Consider the following 15035-nt stretch of genomic DNA (forward strand, 5'->3'; position numbering starts at 1 on the left):
CATGCAAACCCAGGCTTCCGTTCAACAGCCCTCCGCGGTTCCCGGCTCCCCTTTGCTTCAGGTCAGCGGCGCGTTGCTGGGAATTATTGTGCTGATTCTGGCGGCCGCCTGGGTCATTAAACGTCTGGGCCTTGCGCCCAAAAGCGGCAACACGCGCGGGCTGAAAGTGTCGGCCAGCACCTCACTGGGTCCTCGTGAGCGGGTGGTGATTGTCGACGTAGAGGACGCGCGTCTGGTGCTCGGCGTCACCGCATCACACATCAACGTGCTGCACACCCTGCCGCCGTCCCCCGTCGTGCCTGAAGAGACCTCTTCCACGCCTGAAAACTTTCACAGCCTGATGGCGAATTTGTTAAAGCGTTCCGGGAGATCCTGATGCGCCGTTTGTTGTCCCTTACGCTTGCCGGTTTATGGCTTTTCAGCCCAGCCGCGCTGGCGCAACTGCCCGGTCTGGTCACTCAGCCGTTGCCCGGCGGCGGCCAGAGCTGGTCGCTTTCCGTTCAGACGCTGGTGTTTATCACCTCACTGACCTTTATTCCGGCGATTTTGCTGATGATGACCAGCTTTACCCGCATCATCATCGTTTTCGGTCTGCTGCGTAACGCGCTCGGCACGCCGTCTGCCCCACCCAACCAGGTTCTGCTCGGGCTGGCGCTGTTTCTGACCTTTTTCATCATGTCGCCAGTGATCGATAAAATCTACGTTGACGCCTATCAGCCGTTCAGCGAAGAAAAAATATCCATGCAGGAAGCGCTGGAAAAAGGGGCGCAGCCGCTGCGCGAGTTTATGATGCGCCAGACCCGCGAAGCCGATCTCGCCCTGTTTGCGCGTCTGGCGAACAGCGGGCCGTTACAGGGACCGGAAGCGGTTCCGATGCGTATTCTGCTGCCCGCTTATGTCACCAGCGAGCTGAAAACCGCTTTTCAGATCGGCTTTACCATTTTCATTCCATTTTTGATCATCGATCTGGTTATCGCCAGCGTGCTGATGGCGCTCGGGATGATGATGGTTCCGCCTGCCACTATCGCCCTGCCGTTTAAACTCATGTTGTTTGTGCTGGTCGACGGCTGGCAACTGCTGGTCGGCTCGCTTGCGCAAAGCTTTTACAGTTAGAGGCCAGAAATGACACCTGAATCGGTCATGATGATTGGCACCGAGGCGATGAAGGTTGCCCTGGCGCTTGCTGCCCCGCTGCTGCTGGTCGCGCTGGTGACGGGTCTGATCATCAGCATATTGCAGGCCGCCACGCAGATTAACGAAATGACGCTGTCGTTTATCCCGAAAATTGTGGCGGTGTTTGCCGCCATCATTATCGCTGGCCCCTGGATGCTGAATCTGCTGCTGGATTACGTGCGTACGCTGTTCACTAACCTGCCATATATTATTGGATAACAAGGATGCTGCAGGTAACCAGCGATCAATGGCTTCAGTGGCTTAACCTGTATTTTTGGCCGCTGCTGCGCGTGCTGGCGCTGATCTCTACCGCCCCCATACTCAGCGAACGCGCGATCCCAAAACGGATTAAGCTGGGTCTGGGGCTCCTCATTACCGTGGTGATCGCGCCGTCGCTTCCAACGCATAACGTGCCGATTTTTTCGTTTGACGCCTTATGGATAGCGATGCAACAAATTCTGATCGGCATCGCGCTGGGCTTTACCATGCAGTTTGCCTTCGCGGCGGTGCGGACTGCCGGGGAGATCATTGGTCTGCAAATGGGTTTGTCCTTCGCCACCTTTGTCGATCCAGGCAGTCATCTCAACATGCCGGTGCTGGCCCGCATCATTGATATGCTGGCGATGCTGCTGTTTTTAACGTTTAACGGTCATCTGTGGCTGATTTCACTGCTGGTCGATACGTTCCATACCCTGCCCATCGGCGGCAATCCGGTTAACAGCAATGCGTTTCTGGCGCTTGCCAGAGCGGGCGGTCTGATCTTTCTGAACGGCTTAATGCTGGCGCTGCCGGTGATCACGATGTTATTAACGCTGAACCTGGCGCTAGGATTATTGAATCGAATGGCGCCTCAGCTATCAGTATTTGTTATTGGTTTCCCGTTAACGTTAACGGTCGGTATGACATTAATTGCGGCCTTAATGCCGCTTATCGCCCCTTTTTGCGAACATTTATTTAGTGAAATTTTCAATTTATTAGCTGATATCGTTAGTGAATTACCCGCGAATAATATTCCATAATGTTTATCCAGTTATTCTAAGGATTATCCTAAATTGACCCGTCAAAAACATCTACCAGGATAACTCTGACGCGCGTTATTTGTTTTTATCTCACTCACATAACGCAACATTTACTTTACTTTAAGACAATTCCAGGCAAATTATACGTAACTTTACGGGATAGTAAGTCCGCCTGGAAATCGCATTAGCGTCTCGTTGGGTGAAAGTTACGTTCCGTTAAGTTGTGATGAGATATTCGGGTAAGGGGAATTATCGTTACGCATTGAGTGAGGGTATGCCATGTCAACGATTATTATGGATTTATGCAGTTACACCCGGCTGGGTTTGACCGGGTATCTTGTAAGCAGAGGGGTGAAAAAAAGGGAAATCAACGACATCGAGACCGTTGACGAACTCGACATCGCGTGTGAGACCCACCGACCTTCTGTGGTGTTTATTAATGAGGACTGTTTCATCCACGATCCTGACGACAGTCAACATATAAAGCAAATCATTAATCAGCATCCCAATACGTTATTTATTGTTTTCATGGCCATTGCTAATGTCCATTTTGATGAATATTTATTAGTCAGAAAAAACTTATTGATCAGTTCTAAATCTATAAAACCCCAATCACTGGACGATCTTCTTGGCGATATTCTGAAAAAAGAGACCGACACTGCCAGCGTAATAAATTTACCAACGTTATCGTTAAGTCGAACGGAATCAAGCATGTTACGCATGTGGATGGAAGGACAAGGAACGATTCAAATTTCGGATCGGATGAACATCAAAGCGAAAACCGTCTCCTCCCATAAGGGGAATATAAAACGAAAGATAAAAACGCATAACAAACAAGTTATCTATCATGTTGTTCGCCTGACCGATAACGTGACCAACGGCATATTTGTTAACATGCGCTAAGACCTCCCGACTGGTGGGGCATCCACCAGCCGGGATAACAACCCCGTTGCCGCCCTATTCCGCCTTTTCCACAAAAATGCCGTCCTGGTGCCCCGACTCATTGAAGAACCAGATGCCGAGCGGGTAGTCTTCCAGCGATACCAGGTACATTGTGCCTTCGTTAAACTCCTCTACCGCCAGTACCACGCCAGGACGACGAGGACCGCCATCCGTCTTGACTGTAACCCGATCATTTACGTTCATTTTTCTCCTCCTGTGGCTTTGTGCCAGTGTAGAACAAAAATCCATTCCTGACAGCGTTCACCCGGCGCGATTGCGGCTTTTCTCAACGGTCTATACTTAGGCTGAAGCACGCTAACGGGAGAGGTTAATGATGAAGACCGCAAAAGACTACAGCGATACCGCGAAACGCGAAGTCAGCGTCGATGTCGACGCGCTGCTGGCCGCAATCAATGAAATCAGTGAGAGCGAAATTCATCGCAGTGGAAGCGATCCGGAAAAGGTCAGCGTTGATGGGCGTGAATACCATACATGGCATGAATTAGCGGAAGCCTTTGAGCTGGATATACACGATTTCAGCGTGACGGAAATCAACCGCTAACCCGCAGAGGAAAAAAATCCCGACCCAGTTGGGTCGGGATGAAACTTGCTTATGCAAGAAGCACTTGAAAATTCGTTACACCAGGAAATCTGATGTGCGTTAAACCTTATCTGCAATTTTTTTGTATGACAAGCAAATATTTTTGCGATGAATGATTAATACTACTAATGGTTAAGGTGAACACAGCTGCAGGCCTCATGGCGACGGGACCGATCCCGTCTTCAGCGTGGACTACGCCTCCTGGCTTTAGGATTTTTCCTGGTAATAGCTTTTTACAACACGGGAAATCATTATGCTTTCACTGAACGATCCGGTGCTGGTTTTTACCGATCTGGATGGCACGTTACTGGACAATCAATCCTATGACTGGCAACCTGCCGCTGGCTGGCTCGCCCGTCTGCGTGAGCACGAGATTCCCGTCATTCTATGTAGCAGCAAAACCGCCGCAGAAATGCTTTACATCCAGAAATCACTCAATCTGCACGGCCTTCCGCTGATTGCCGAAAGCGGCGCCGTCATTGAATATGACAGTCGCTGGCAAACTGAATCTGACTCTCCGCGTCTGATGAGCGGCGTGCCGCACGATGAAGTTAGCGCGGTGCTCAATAAGCTTCGCGAAAAAGGACAGTATAAATTCACAACCTTCGACGATGTCGATGAGGCGACCATTAGCGAATGGACAGGCCTGCCTCACGCCCAGGCCAGCTTAAGCCGCCTGCATGAAGCCTCTGTCACCCTGATCTGGCGTGACAGCGATGCGCGCATGGCCGCGTTCAGCCAACAGCTAAACGCGTTGGGGTTGCAGTTTGTTCACGGCGCACGCTTCTGGCACGTACTTGACGCCAGCGCGGGAAAAGATCAGGCGGCAAACGGGTTAATCGCACGTTATCAGCGCCAGTGGGGGCAACGCCCTGTTACTGTCGGCCTGGGTGATGGCCCAAACGATGCGCCGCTGCTTAAGGTCATGAATTATGCCGTGGTGGTGAAAGGACTGAGCCGCGAAGGGGTGGTGTTACCCGATCAGGCTTCGCCCTACGTCTACCGCACCCGTTCAGAAGGTCCGGCAGGCTGGAGTGAAGGCATGTCGCATCTGTTTACCCCTGACTAGCCCCTCTCGCTCGCACAAACACGGTTGCGGCCAGCCTGTTTCGCCAGGTATAACCTGCGATCGGCCAGCGACTGCAGCTGTTCAAAATCGTATTCATGGGTTTCCTGCGTGCCACTCACCCCCAGCGAGGCGCTGATCCGCAGCGTGGTGCTTTTCGCTATCAGTAGCTCTTTTTCATTCAGGCGCAGGCGGATCCGCTCTGCGATACGTTCCGCCTGCGCCAGCGTCGTGTCCGGGAGTACCACGCAGAACTCCTCTCCCCCGACGCGCCCGGCGACGTCGTTCGCCCGCAGAGTGCCGCTGATTAAGCTCGCGGCGTGAGCCAACACCCGATCGCCCGCCTGGTGGCCAAAGCGGTCGTTAATGCTTTTAAAGTGATCAAGATCGATTTGAATCACCGACAGCGACTGCTTTTGCGCCCGGCAGCGCTGTACCAGTTGGCGGGCTTTTTCAAACAATGCGCCACGGTTGTACAAACGGGTTAGCGTGTCGTGCCAGGCCTGCCACTGTAGCGAGCTTTGCAACACAAACATGTTGCTCACCATGTGGCGGATGACAATCCACGAGATGATTAACATACTGGTAAACAGCGCCCACAGCAGGGCCAGCGCAATACTGATACTGCCGAAGTCTCCCTGTACCCCTTCACTGAGCGTATGAACGCGGACCAGCACGCCGTCGAAGTGGTCCAGCCGCTGCCAGCTGATGTAGCGACTTCTCATTCGCAAGCCGCCTTCGGTGTCCTGTTCAATCTCGTGGGCAAGCGTCGCCTGCTCACGCGCGTCAAAGGTGTTGATGTTGCGCAATGCCGGCGTCGATGCCGCCAGCATCTTCAATTTACTGTCATACAGCTGGTATTCCCCTTCCACATCCTTGTCGATGGCGTCTTCCATAAACCGTTCCACCGAGGAGACGGGGATCGTCATCGCCAGCACGCCATACCAGTACTGACCGTTATCCAGCGGAACGCTGACGGTGACCCGTTGCAGCTCATCGCGCAACTGCGTGGTCTGGCCGGTGTACCAGCGTACCCCGCGCATCCGGTTCTGCCGCTGCGACTGCTCTTTAAACCACGGCTGGATGACATAATCATAATAACGGGCGGTAATTTCGCTGGAGAGGGCGGAGGGTTGGGTGGAAACATAAAACCCGGCGCGGGAGACGTACATCGCCTGCTGCGTCAGTGAAGAACGGGTCTGGGCTAAACGCAACAAATACCCCACCTCCAGCGCGGCGGTCAGCTCATTATCCAGCGAGTCGCTGTCACGGGAAAGAATGTGGGTTTGGTTAACAAAAGAGTCAGACACGCCGTTCAGCGGCAAGGTTCGACGCTTATCCAGTTCAAGCTGCCAGAATCGCGAATCCCTTTGCTGTTCGAAACGAGAGACGGCGTCCCGGAGCGCGGGAAAGTCAAGCGGCATTGCCAGCGCTTCCTGCATACCGTTACGCAGAAAAAGCAGTTTATCGACGTTATACTGCAGTTGCTTATCCAGCCCGTTGGCGACATTCTCCAGGTGATTGCGCTGGCTGGAAATATAGGCTTCTTCCAGTACGACCACTTCCCGCCAGGTCAGCAGAGTGGAAAAAATCATCACGATCAGAAAACAGAGGTTGACGACGTGACCGGGCCCGAATCTCCGCGCTAACATTTTCAGCCAGCCCCAGTTTTCGATCGTTGTTTCGTGCGGCACGCTGACCACTCCCTACTCGCAATTGCTTTCCTAATCCTGGCATAATTCAGTACGTTACGTATCGCTGACGCGATGCTTTTTTTTCTGCCTAATAAAACGCCCGGCATTCACCGGGCGTTTTATTATCTGGCATTTTCACGCTGGCGCCTTGCGTCACCGGGAACCAGCTCATTCTCATGGAATGCCTCCCGCTTAACGCCGAAGCCGTCATACCACCGACACTCCACCATTCCGCTGGAATACCCGGTGACAATCATGCGTGGTCCGCCCTCTTTCACGGTAACTTCATCACTGACCAAAAAGTGCATACCTGCCTCCTGTATCATGTGAAACTTTTTCACCTTAGACGAGAATGGCGAGTTTTGCCTGGTTGGACAGAAGATAATTAGTGCGCGACGCCACGCACTTTTGCCACCATCTTCACCAACGCAACCACAATGGCGCCGATAATAAAGCCCAGCACCAGGTTCGCCAACGTTGGCAACATTAGCGCTATCGCGGCACTCTGCTGGCTGGCAAAATGTTCAATGGCGTGATGCAACGGCGCGACGCCATGCACCACAATGCCGCCACCGACCAGGAACATGGCCAGCGTGCCAATCACCGACAGCGATTTCATCAGCCACGGCGCGACAATCAGCAGCCCTTTCCCGACCGCCCGCGCCAGCGCGCTGGATTTTTCTACCAGCCAGTAGCCCATATCGTCCAGCTTAACGATGATCCCCACCAGGCCATAAACGCCCACCGTCACCACTAACGCGATGCCGGAAAGTACCAGCACCTGATTCAGCAACGGCGCGTCAGCCACGATCCCAAGCGTAATCGCTACAATTTCAGCCGACAGGATAAAATCGGTTCGGATCGCGCCTTTGATTTTATCCTTCTCAAAGGCCAGTGGATCCTGCGCCGCCAACGCTTCCAGCCGCTTCTTACGCTCAGCCGGATCTTCCTTGTGCTTGCGTGATTCAAGAGTATGAAGCACCTTCTCTACCCCTTCAAAACACAGGAAAGCGCCGCCGATCATCAGCAAAGGGGTGATCGCCCAGGGGATGAAGGCGCTGATCAGCAGCGCCAGCGGCACCAGAATCACTTTGTTGATAAATGAGCCTTTCGCCACGCTCCAGACCACCGGCAGCTCGCGGTTCGCTCTGACGCCAGTGACCTGCTGGGCGTTAAGCGACAGATCGTCGCCCAGTACGCCCGCGGTTTTTTTTGCGGCCAGTTTTCCCATCATAGAGATATCGTCAAGCAGCGTGGCGATATCATCAAGTAACGTCAGTAAACTACTTCCTGCCAAAATAAGTCCCTCGATTTTTCTTCTTGAAGCATTAAGTATGGAGTAAAACACGCAGAGCGGAAACAGATGTTGCTCGTCAACATTTATTTAACAACATGCTGCGAGTATAGTGCTCGCCAGGCAGGTATTTTCGCGTTTACTCTATTGATTCTGACTCTTTCGCCCGTGAGGGATTATGCGTTTTCGGCAGTTGTTACCGCTTTTCAGTGCGTTATTCGCCCTGTATATCATTTGGGGTTCCACGTATTTCGTTATCCGTATCGGCGTGGAGAGCTGGCCACCGCTGATGATGGCCGGCGTGCGCTTCCTGGCCGCTGGCGTGCTGTTAACCGCCTATTTACTGCTTCGGGGACATAAGCTCCCACCGCTACGGCCCCTGCTAAACGCCGCGCTGATTGGCATTCTCCTGTTAGCCGTCGGCAACGGACTGGTTACCGTGGCTGAACATCAGAATGTCCCTTCGGGTATCGCCGCCGTAGTCGTGGCGACAGTCCCGTTGTTCACCCTGTGTTTCAGCCATTTCTTCGGCATCAGGACCCGCAAGCTCGAGTGGATGGGGATTGCGATTGGTCTGGCGGGGATTGTCATGCTTAACAGCGGCGGCAATTTAAGCGGTAATCCGTGGGGGGCGATGTTGATTTTGATTGGCTCCATTAGCTGGGCGTTCGGCTCCGTTTACGGCTCGCGTATTACGCTACCGGTGGGCATGATGGCGGGCGCCATTGAAATGCTGGCCGCTGGCGTGGTGCTGATGTGCGCGTCGTTTCTTAGCGGTGAAAAGCTTACCGCGCTGCCCTCGCTTTCCGGCTTCTTCGCCGTCGGTTACCTGGCGGTGTTTGGGTCAATCATCGCGATTAACGCCTACATGTATCTTATCCGCAACGTCAGCCCGGCGCTGGCAACCAGCTATGCCTATGTGAACCCGGTTGTGGCGGTATTGCTGGGCACCGGACTTGGCGGCGAACGTCTGGCGCCGATTGAATGGCTGGCGCTGGGGGTTATCGTCTTTGCGGTCGTGCTGGTAACGCTGGGTAAATATCTGTTCCCGGCTAAACCGGTTGTGGCGACGACGGTAAAAGAAAAAACGCTACAGTAGGTGTATTCCCTGCGTGTCGATCTGCGCGGGGGCGCCATCCCCGCAGATCCACTCTTCAAGACGTTCGGACAGAGCGGCGTCGCTGAGTTTTTCCCGCCCGCGCAGGGCGCACTCCCAGACCACCAATACCCGCCAGCCGAGCGCCTTTAGACGCTGAACATCACGACGATCGCGCTCTACGTTTTTGCCAATTTTTTCCAGCCAGAACGCGGTCCGCGTCGCCGGCACCTTAAACAGATAGCAGTGGTGCTGATGCCAGAAGCAGCCGTGGGTGAAAATGACGCAGCGATAATCGTCGATCACAAAGTCAGGTCGCCCCGGCAGCCCGGCATCCTGCACGCGATAGGCGATCCCCTGTTCCGTCAGCAGCGCGGCAAGACGTTTTTCAATAGCGGTATCGCGGGTCGCTATGGCCCGCATGTTTTTACTGCGCGTGGCCTTATCGTGAACGTCCGCCACTGGCCATCCCTTGCTGACGCAGGGCGACAGCGGCTTTGATCTTCTCCTCCAGCAGGCTCGCCACCGCGGCAAAGGCCGGCACGATGACCGAGTTGCCAAACTGACGATAGGCCTGGGTGTCGGAAACCGGAATGCGGAACTGGTATCCCTGCGGCGATTCAAAGCCCATCAGCCGCGCGCACTCTCTGGGCGTTAAGCGACGCGGACGATGCTGCTGGTTTTGCGGATCGTCGAAATGGGCTTCGCCTTTCGCCATATCCCAGCCGCGATCGATCAGAATTTCCGCGCCGTCTTTGTAGTAACGAGCGGACAGCGTCCGCGTGACGCTGTCCGGGTTGGTCGGGTATACCATGCCATAACCAAAACCGTTCCCCTTCGCCTGATGTTTTTTCGCATAGCGGTAGAGATACTTCCACAGCACAGGCGTCAGAACATATTTCGCCTCAACGACAGGTTCAAGAAGTTCGCCAAGGGTGATACGCCGCTGCGGATAACGCGTGGTGATGTCCCGCAGGGTAAAATCGCCCTTGAGGTTGAGATCGCGGCGAAACCCAACCAGCACAATGCGTTCGCGGTGCTGAGGCAGAAAATGTTTGCCATCAATGATCTTCGGATCGTCAGGGCCATTGTCCTCTGCATCCGCCACGTCATAACCCAGCTCGTCAAGCGTCTGCATAATGATGCGGAACGTTTTACCCTGATCGTGGCTTTTCAGGTTTTTCACGTTTTCCAGCACAAAGATCGGCGGACGCCGCGCGTCAATGATGCGCACGACATCAAAAAACAGCGTGCCCTGCGTATCGCAGGCGAAACCGTGAGCGCGACCGAGCGCATTCTTCTTCGACACGCCAGCCAGAGAAAACGGCTGACAGGGGAAGCCCGCCAGGAGTACATCGTGTTCCGGCACATGCTGGCGAATGTGCTCTGCCGCCTGAGCGTCATTCACGCCTTCGCGGTGGCTCAGCGTGACATCGCGGATATCTTCATTAAAGTGATGGCTGTCCGGGTCGCAGTAGTAGTTAGCTTTATACGTGCGTACCGCATGTTTATTCCATTCGCTGGTAAAAACACACTGCCCGCCGATCGCTTCAAACCCGCGGCGGATCCCGCCTATGCCCGCAAAAAGATCGATAAAGCGAAAAGCATAATGGGGATGATGCGCTGGCGGCGCGGGAAGCAACGTACGCAAATGCGCCGCTTCACGTTCACTCAGCCGATGCCAGACCGAGGCGTTCGCCACCGCACGCTTTAAGATGGCCGGACTCCAGTGGTGTTCGCCAACCCCGTTCAGCTGCGCCACCAGCGTTTTGACATCATAGATTTCCATTAACTTCGCCAGCATCGCCTGTATCGACTCCGCGCTATTGTCTGTCGCAGGAATCAGCGAGTCCGCTACTGAGAGAGTGTGCTGCATATCTTCAACCGGCCAAAAAAGAGTGATGTGAGAGTAACATAAATTTGGCGTCACGCGTGGTTGGGGCTAAACGCCGCAATCACCGTGGCGTCCAGCGACGCATACTCGCCTTTCAGCTCGGCGCTGAGCTTCGCCATGTAGGTCACCAGGAAATCTGCGTTGTGTCGCGCCAGTTCCCTCCCCCGGGCGGTTTGCATGGTGTTGGGCAACGCCAGCAGTTTGGTCTGGAAGTGATCGAGCGCGAACTGTTTATCGTTTAGCGCTCGCCGCCGGGCAAGCGGATCTTCCGCATCGAATAGCGCCGCGCCTAACGAACCCGAAACGGCGAAGACACGCGCCAGGCCAATCGCCCCCAGCGCTTCAAGCCGGTCGGCGTCCTGTACGATTTTCGCTTCCAGGGTAACGGGGGCTATATTGGCGCTGAAGCTATGGGCTTCAATGGCGTGACAAACCGCCGCTAACCGTGATGCCGGGAAGCCGGGAAAGTCATGAATAAGAATACGGCGCGCTTCCGCGGCAGCAAGGACAGACGAGCGGTGGCGTTCAGGATGATTTTTAGCAAGACTGACAATGTCATGAAAATAACAAGCCGTCAGTACCACGAGTTCATCCACAGCCAGCCCACGACTGAGCTGACGAGAAGTCGCCCAGACCCGGCGGAAATGGAAGATATCGTGGGCGGCGTCCTGTTGGTTATGGTGGTTGGCTAACCACGCTTCAAATTGTGACTGCCAGTGCTGAAGATCCACATTGCCTCCCGTGCGTTTGAAACCGCTACAGTAGCAATTTTTAGCGCCGCGTTCACTCTGACGAGGTGCGCGGGCGCGTATACCAGGCGATAGCGCCGAGAATGGCACCCACGACGCTTAGCACCACAAAGCCGAGCAACGCCCCCAGCCATTTCCCGCTGGTTGAACCGGGGCTGCTGTCGAATCCGGCAACCGGAGCAGATTCGACATGACTGATAACCCATACATAATGCAACATTGCCCAGATGAAATAGAGGCAAAAGACATAAAATACCCACAGCGCCAGTTTGCCCCCCAGGCTACGGCTTGCGTTTACTTCCAGACGACTCAAAGAAATCTCCAGTTTTGTGATCTGATGCAGAAAAATTTCACTTAACTGTTTGTGAGTATAGTCACATTATGCGGGTGTGGAGGTGATTGTCTAAAAACCAACCATTTATTTTGCATATGTTTTGATCCGGCGCAAATTACCCATGCGCCTGAAAATCTCGCATATCAACACTATTTTACCTCTTATTTCAGGTTTATTGCGAGTGAATGTATTGATGACAATAATAATAATTGTGTTTTATCTGCGCCCTTTTCTCTTTAGATCAAACATGGCATTATCATTAGGTTATTAGCCTTTTTATCGTTTATTTACCCCCTCATTTACAACCGGCATTTATGTCGGTTTTTTTTATGCTTATCCCCTGAAGCGTCGTGTTTGAGAAGGCATAAAATATTCATTGTAAAAATCAACCTCAAAAACCAATAACTATCTGATATAAATAGATAACAATCATGAATACATTGTAATCGACTCATATATAATGAATTTTAAATTCCCTGTTAGACACATATTGAAATATTTTAAATACATTTGTTACATGTAATATTTAAAATAAAATGAACTCTTTAGAATAGTATCCAAATGTGCTTTCGTGAAAAAAGCACTTATTCATGATGGTTATTATCATAAGGGAATACATAATGAAAAGAAAAGTATTGGCAATGCTTGTCCCGGCATTATTGGTTGCGGGCGCAGCAAATGCAGCGGAAATCTATAATAAAGACGGCAATAAACTGGACCTGTACGGCAAAGTTGATGGTCTGCACTATTTCTCTGATGACACGGATAACGACGGCGATATGTCTTATGCGCGTTTAGGCTTCAAAGGCGAAACGCAAATCAACGACATGTTAACGGGCTTCGGTCAGTGGGAATACAATATCCAGGCAAATACCACTGAAGGCGAAGGCGCTAACTCCTGGACCCGTCTGGGTTTCGCGGGTTTAGGCTTCGGTCAGAATGGCACCTTCGACTACGGTCGCAATTACGGTGTGGTTTACGACGTTGAAGCATGGACCGATATGCTGCCGGAGTTCGGCGGTGATACCTGGTCGCAGACCGATGTCTACATGACCGGACGTACCAATGGCGTTGCCACCTACCGTAATAACGGTTTCTTTGGACAGGTAGACGGTCTGAATTTTGCGCTGCAGTATCAGGGTAACAATGAAAACCCGGGTTCAGGTGAAGGCACAGGTAATGGCGGCAAACGTAAACTGGCACGTGAGAATGGCGACGGTTTCGGTATGTCCGCGTCTTACGACTTTGACTTCGGGCTGAGCCTGGGGGCTGCTTACTCTACTTCCGATCGTACCGATAATCAGGTTCGTCGCGGTTATGGCGATCGCAGTCAGGCTAACAAATATGCTGGCGGCGAAACGGCTGAAGCCTGGACCGTTGGCGCGAAATACGATGCTAACGACGTTTATCTGGCAGCCATGTATGCAGAAACCCGCAATATGACTTCTTACGGAAGTGGTGAAGATTTTGAAGGCGGCATCGCTAACAAGACCCAAAACATCGAAGTTGTCGCACAGTATCAGTTCGACTTCGGTCTGCGTCCGTCTATCGCGTACCTGCAATCTAAAGGCGTCGACTTAGGCGGCCAGGATATTCATCGTGGTCACTGGCGCTATGTCGACAAAGATCTGGTGAAATACGTTGACGTGGGTATGACTTACTACTTCAACAAAAACATGTCCACCTACGTAGACTACAAAATCAACCTGCTGGACGAAGACGATAACTTCTACGCGGATAACGGTATCGCAACCGATGATATCGTTGCAGTGGGCTTAGTGTATCAGTTCTAATCCCACCGTCTCACCCAAGCCCGCCTCTGGCGGGCTTTTTGTTGCCTGCTATACCAGTCTCACGTCTTTGATATGTCCGAAATTGTCCAGACACGGTAGAAAAACATGACGCACATCAAGGCGTAAAAAACGTGAGTTCGTCAATTCATTTTGCTCAACGAGAGTTGCGTCACTGACAGCGGGTGGGGTAAGTGCTTGAATAGTGGCGGAGAGAGGGGGATTTGAACCCCCGGTAGAGTTGCCCCTACTCCGGTTTTCGAGACCGGTCCGTTCAGCCGCTCCGGCATCTCTCCGTTTTGATGGTTGCCATGATGCCAGGTAATTTGGCATTTTAACAGACCCTGTCCCTTCAATTTTGTTCAAGTGACGAGTTTGCGAGCAAAACGATGATAAAGTGGCCCTGGAAAGCACAAGATAACGCGCAAAATGCGTCCGCTCAGTGGGAGGAAGCCCTCGCTATCCCCTTGCTGATGACCCTAACCGCGCAGGAACAAGCCAGACTGATCGCGCTGGCGGAACGATTCTTACAGCAAAAAAGGCTGGTCGCACTTCAGGGATTCGAACTCGACGCATTGAAAAGCGCGCGTATTGCCCTGCTTTTTTGTCTTCCGGTGCTGGAATTGGGCATCGAATGGCTCGATGGTTTCCATGAGGTGCTCATCTACCCTGCTCCGTTTGTCGTCGATGATGAATGGGAAGACGACATTGGTCTGGTGCATAACCAGCGGGTCGTGCAGTCTGGACAAAGCTGGCAGCAAGGGCCGATTATCCTGAACTGGCTGGATATTCAGGACTCCTTCGATGCTTCCGGTTTCAATTTGATCATTCACGAAGTGGCGCACAAGCTGGACATGCGTAACGGCGATCGCGCCAGTGGCATTCCGCTCATCCCACTGCGCGAAGTGGCCAGTTGGGAGCATGACCTGCACGCGGCAATGAACAATATTCAGGATGAAATTGATCTGGTGGGCGAAACAGCATCAAGCATCGACGCTTACGCAGCGAGCGATCCCGCCGAGTGTTTTGCTGTTTTGTCAGAGTACTTTTTCAGCGCGCCGGAGCTTTTCGCCCCACGCTTCCCTGCACTCTGGCAACGGTTTTGCCAGTTCTATCAGCAGGACCCGCTGCAACGGCTACGCGACAGCCAGGAAGAGGACGCGCCTCCACCTTCGCAGGTTCATTAATTTATTGTTTTGAGGATTAATTAACCAATTGAAAAAGCGTGTTAATTTTACAGTTGACACGCTGTAGTGCGGCCAGTATTATGCGCCTCGTTCACACGATTCCTCTGTAGTTCAGTCGGTAGAACGGCGGACTGTTAATCCGTATGTCACTGGTTCGAGTCCAGTCAGAGGAGCCAAATTTAAAGAAGCCCGCTTT

The 15035-nt window shown here is 52.8% G+C and carries 18 protein-coding genes and 2 tRNA genes; 11 read left to right on the top strand and 9 right to left on the bottom strand.

Annotated features, from left to right (window positions below; all coding sequences use genetic code 11):
- Window position 1 precedes the first annotated feature (1 nt).
- The 5 genes from fliO to rcsA all read left to right on the top strand — a co-directional run bounded on the left by fliO (window position 2) and on the right by rcsA (window position 3095).
- On the top strand, window positions 2-376 hold the full coding sequence (gene fliO, locus CSE01S_RS03055; RefSeq protein ID WP_042284048.1) for a flagellar biosynthetic protein FliO: 375 nt from the start codon (window positions 2-4) through the stop codon (window positions 374-376).
- The gene (gene fliP, locus CSE01S_RS03060; protein WP_042284050.1) at window positions 376-1113 is read left to right on the top strand and encodes a flagellar type III secretion system pore protein FliP; all 738 of its coding nucleotides are present in this window, start codon (window positions 376-378) and stop codon (window positions 1111-1113) included. The genes fliO and fliP overlap by 1 nt, the downstream gene beginning before the upstream one ends.
- A 9-nt stretch (window positions 1114-1122) precedes the next feature.
- Entirely contained in the window at window positions 1123-1392 is a 270-nt protein-coding gene (gene fliQ / locus CSE01S_RS03065; RefSeq protein WP_042284053.1) for a flagellar biosynthesis protein FliQ, read from the top strand.
- 5 nt (window positions 1393-1397) lie between these two features.
- Window positions 1398-2192, top strand: a complete 795-nt coding sequence (gene fliR / locus CSE01S_RS03070; RefSeq protein WP_042284056.1) for a flagellar biosynthetic protein FliR — start codon at window positions 1398-1400, stop codon at window positions 2190-2192.
- A 279-nt stretch (window positions 2193-2471) separates the two neighbouring features.
- Window positions 2472-3095 (top strand): transcriptional regulator RcsA, encoded by a 624-nt coding sequence (rcsA, locus tag CSE01S_RS03075; RefSeq protein WP_042284059.1) that lies wholly within the window; start codon window positions 2472-2474, stop codon window positions 3093-3095.
- Window positions 3096-3149: 54 nt separating this feature from the next.
- Here rcsA and dsrB read toward each other — a convergent pair whose 3' ends face one another.
- Complete coding sequence (gene dsrB, locus CSE01S_RS03080; RefSeq protein ID WP_042284063.1) at window positions 3150-3338, bottom strand: protein DsrB; 189 nt, start codon at window positions 3336-3338, stop codon at window positions 3150-3152.
- A 130-nt stretch (window positions 3339-3468) separates the two neighbouring features.
- Here dsrB and yodD point away from each other — a divergent pair, with 130 nt between their 5' ends.
- Window positions 3469-3696: a YodD family peroxide/acid resistance protein gene (yodD, locus tag CSE01S_RS03085; RefSeq protein ID WP_042284746.1), complete on the top strand. Its 228-nt coding sequence runs from the start codon at window positions 3469-3471 to the stop codon at window positions 3694-3696.
- A gap of 292 nt (window positions 3697-3988) precedes the next feature.
- A complete protein-coding gene (locus tag CSE01S_RS03090) occupies window positions 3989-4804 on the top strand; it encodes a mannosyl-3-phosphoglycerate phosphatase-related protein (RefSeq protein WP_042284066.1) in 816 nt (271 codons plus the stop codon).
- On the opposite strand, the gene dgcQ is transcribed toward CSE01S_RS03090, so the two are convergent.
- From dgcQ to CSE01S_RS03105, 3 genes are all read right to left on the bottom strand, one after another.
- Window positions 4801-6495, bottom strand: a complete 1695-nt coding sequence (dgcQ, locus tag CSE01S_RS03095) for a cellulose biosynthesis regulator diguanylate cyclase DgcQ (RefSeq protein ID WP_042284748.1) — start codon at window positions 6493-6495, stop codon at window positions 4801-4803. The genes CSE01S_RS03090 and dgcQ overlap by 4 nt on opposite strands.
- Window positions 6496-6617: 122 nt before the next feature.
- Entirely contained in the window at window positions 6618-6803 is a 186-nt protein-coding gene (locus CSE01S_RS03100) for a YodC family protein (protein ID WP_042284069.1), read from the bottom strand.
- Window positions 6804-6880: 77 nt separating this feature from the next.
- Complete coding sequence (locus tag CSE01S_RS03105) at window positions 6881-7792, bottom strand: DUF808 family protein (RefSeq protein ID WP_042284072.1); 912 nt, start codon at window positions 7790-7792, stop codon at window positions 6881-6883.
- A 175-nt stretch (window positions 7793-7967) separates the two neighbouring features.
- On the opposite strand from CSE01S_RS03105, the gene yedA reads away from it, so the two are divergent.
- Window positions 7968-8888 carry a drug/metabolite exporter YedA gene (gene yedA, locus CSE01S_RS03110; protein ID WP_042284075.1) on the top strand — a complete coding sequence of 307 codons (921 nt, stop codon included), beginning with the start codon at window positions 7968-7970 and terminating at the stop codon, window positions 8886-8888.
- Here yedA and CSE01S_RS03115 read toward each other — a convergent pair.
- From CSE01S_RS03115 to drpB, 4 genes are read right to left on the bottom strand one after another with little or no spacing between them, the layout of a single operon-like run.
- Window positions 8880-9347: a very short patch repair endonuclease gene (locus CSE01S_RS03115; protein ID WP_042284083.1), complete on the bottom strand. Its 468-nt coding sequence runs from the start codon at window positions 9345-9347 to the stop codon at window positions 8880-8882. The genes yedA and CSE01S_RS03115 overlap by 9 nt on opposite strands.
- On the bottom strand, window positions 9328-10761 hold the full coding sequence (locus tag CSE01S_RS03120; RefSeq protein WP_042284086.1) for a DNA cytosine methyltransferase: 1434 nt from the start codon (window positions 10759-10761) through the stop codon (window positions 9328-9330). Before CSE01S_RS03120 ends, CSE01S_RS03115 begins: the two co-directional genes overlap by 20 nt.
- 50 nt (window positions 10762-10811) lie before the next feature.
- Window positions 10812-11510, bottom strand: a complete 699-nt coding sequence (locus CSE01S_RS03125; RefSeq protein WP_042284090.1) for a phosphohydrolase — start codon at window positions 11508-11510, stop codon at window positions 10812-10814.
- Between the two features lie 52 nt (window positions 11511-11562).
- Window positions 11563-11832, bottom strand: a complete 270-nt coding sequence (gene drpB, locus CSE01S_RS03130) for a cell division protein DrpB (protein WP_082636905.1) — start codon at window positions 11830-11832, stop codon at window positions 11563-11565.
- 650 nt (window positions 11833-12482) lie between these two features.
- On the opposite strand from drpB, the gene ompC reads away from it, so the two are divergent.
- On the top strand, window positions 12483-13655 hold the full coding sequence (gene ompC / locus CSE01S_RS03135) for a porin OmpC (protein WP_042284093.1): 1173 nt from the start codon (window positions 12483-12485) through the stop codon (window positions 13653-13655).
- 203 nt (window positions 13656-13858) lie between these two features.
- Here ompC and CSE01S_RS03140 read toward each other — a convergent pair.
- Window positions 13859-13948, bottom strand: a tRNA-Ser gene (locus CSE01S_RS03140).
- 93 nt (window positions 13949-14041) lie between these two features.
- Between CSE01S_RS03140 and mtfA the strand changes: the two genes are divergently transcribed.
- Both mtfA and CSE01S_RS03150 read left to right on the top strand, forming a co-directional pair.
- Window positions 14042-14839, top strand: coding sequence for a DgsA anti-repressor MtfA (gene mtfA, locus CSE01S_RS03145; RefSeq protein WP_042284095.1), 798 nt, complete (start codon window positions 14042-14044; stop codon window positions 14837-14839).
- Between the two features lie 100 nt (window positions 14840-14939).
- A tRNA-Asn gene (locus CSE01S_RS03150) sits at window positions 14940-15015 on the top strand.
- Window positions 15016-15035: the final 20 nt, after the last annotated feature.

Origin of the sequence: Citrobacter sedlakii NBRC 105722 (assembly GCF_000759835.1) — a bacterium.
Taxonomy (GTDB): Bacteria; Pseudomonadota; Gammaproteobacteria; order Enterobacterales; family Enterobacteriaceae; genus Citrobacter_A; species Citrobacter_A sedlakii.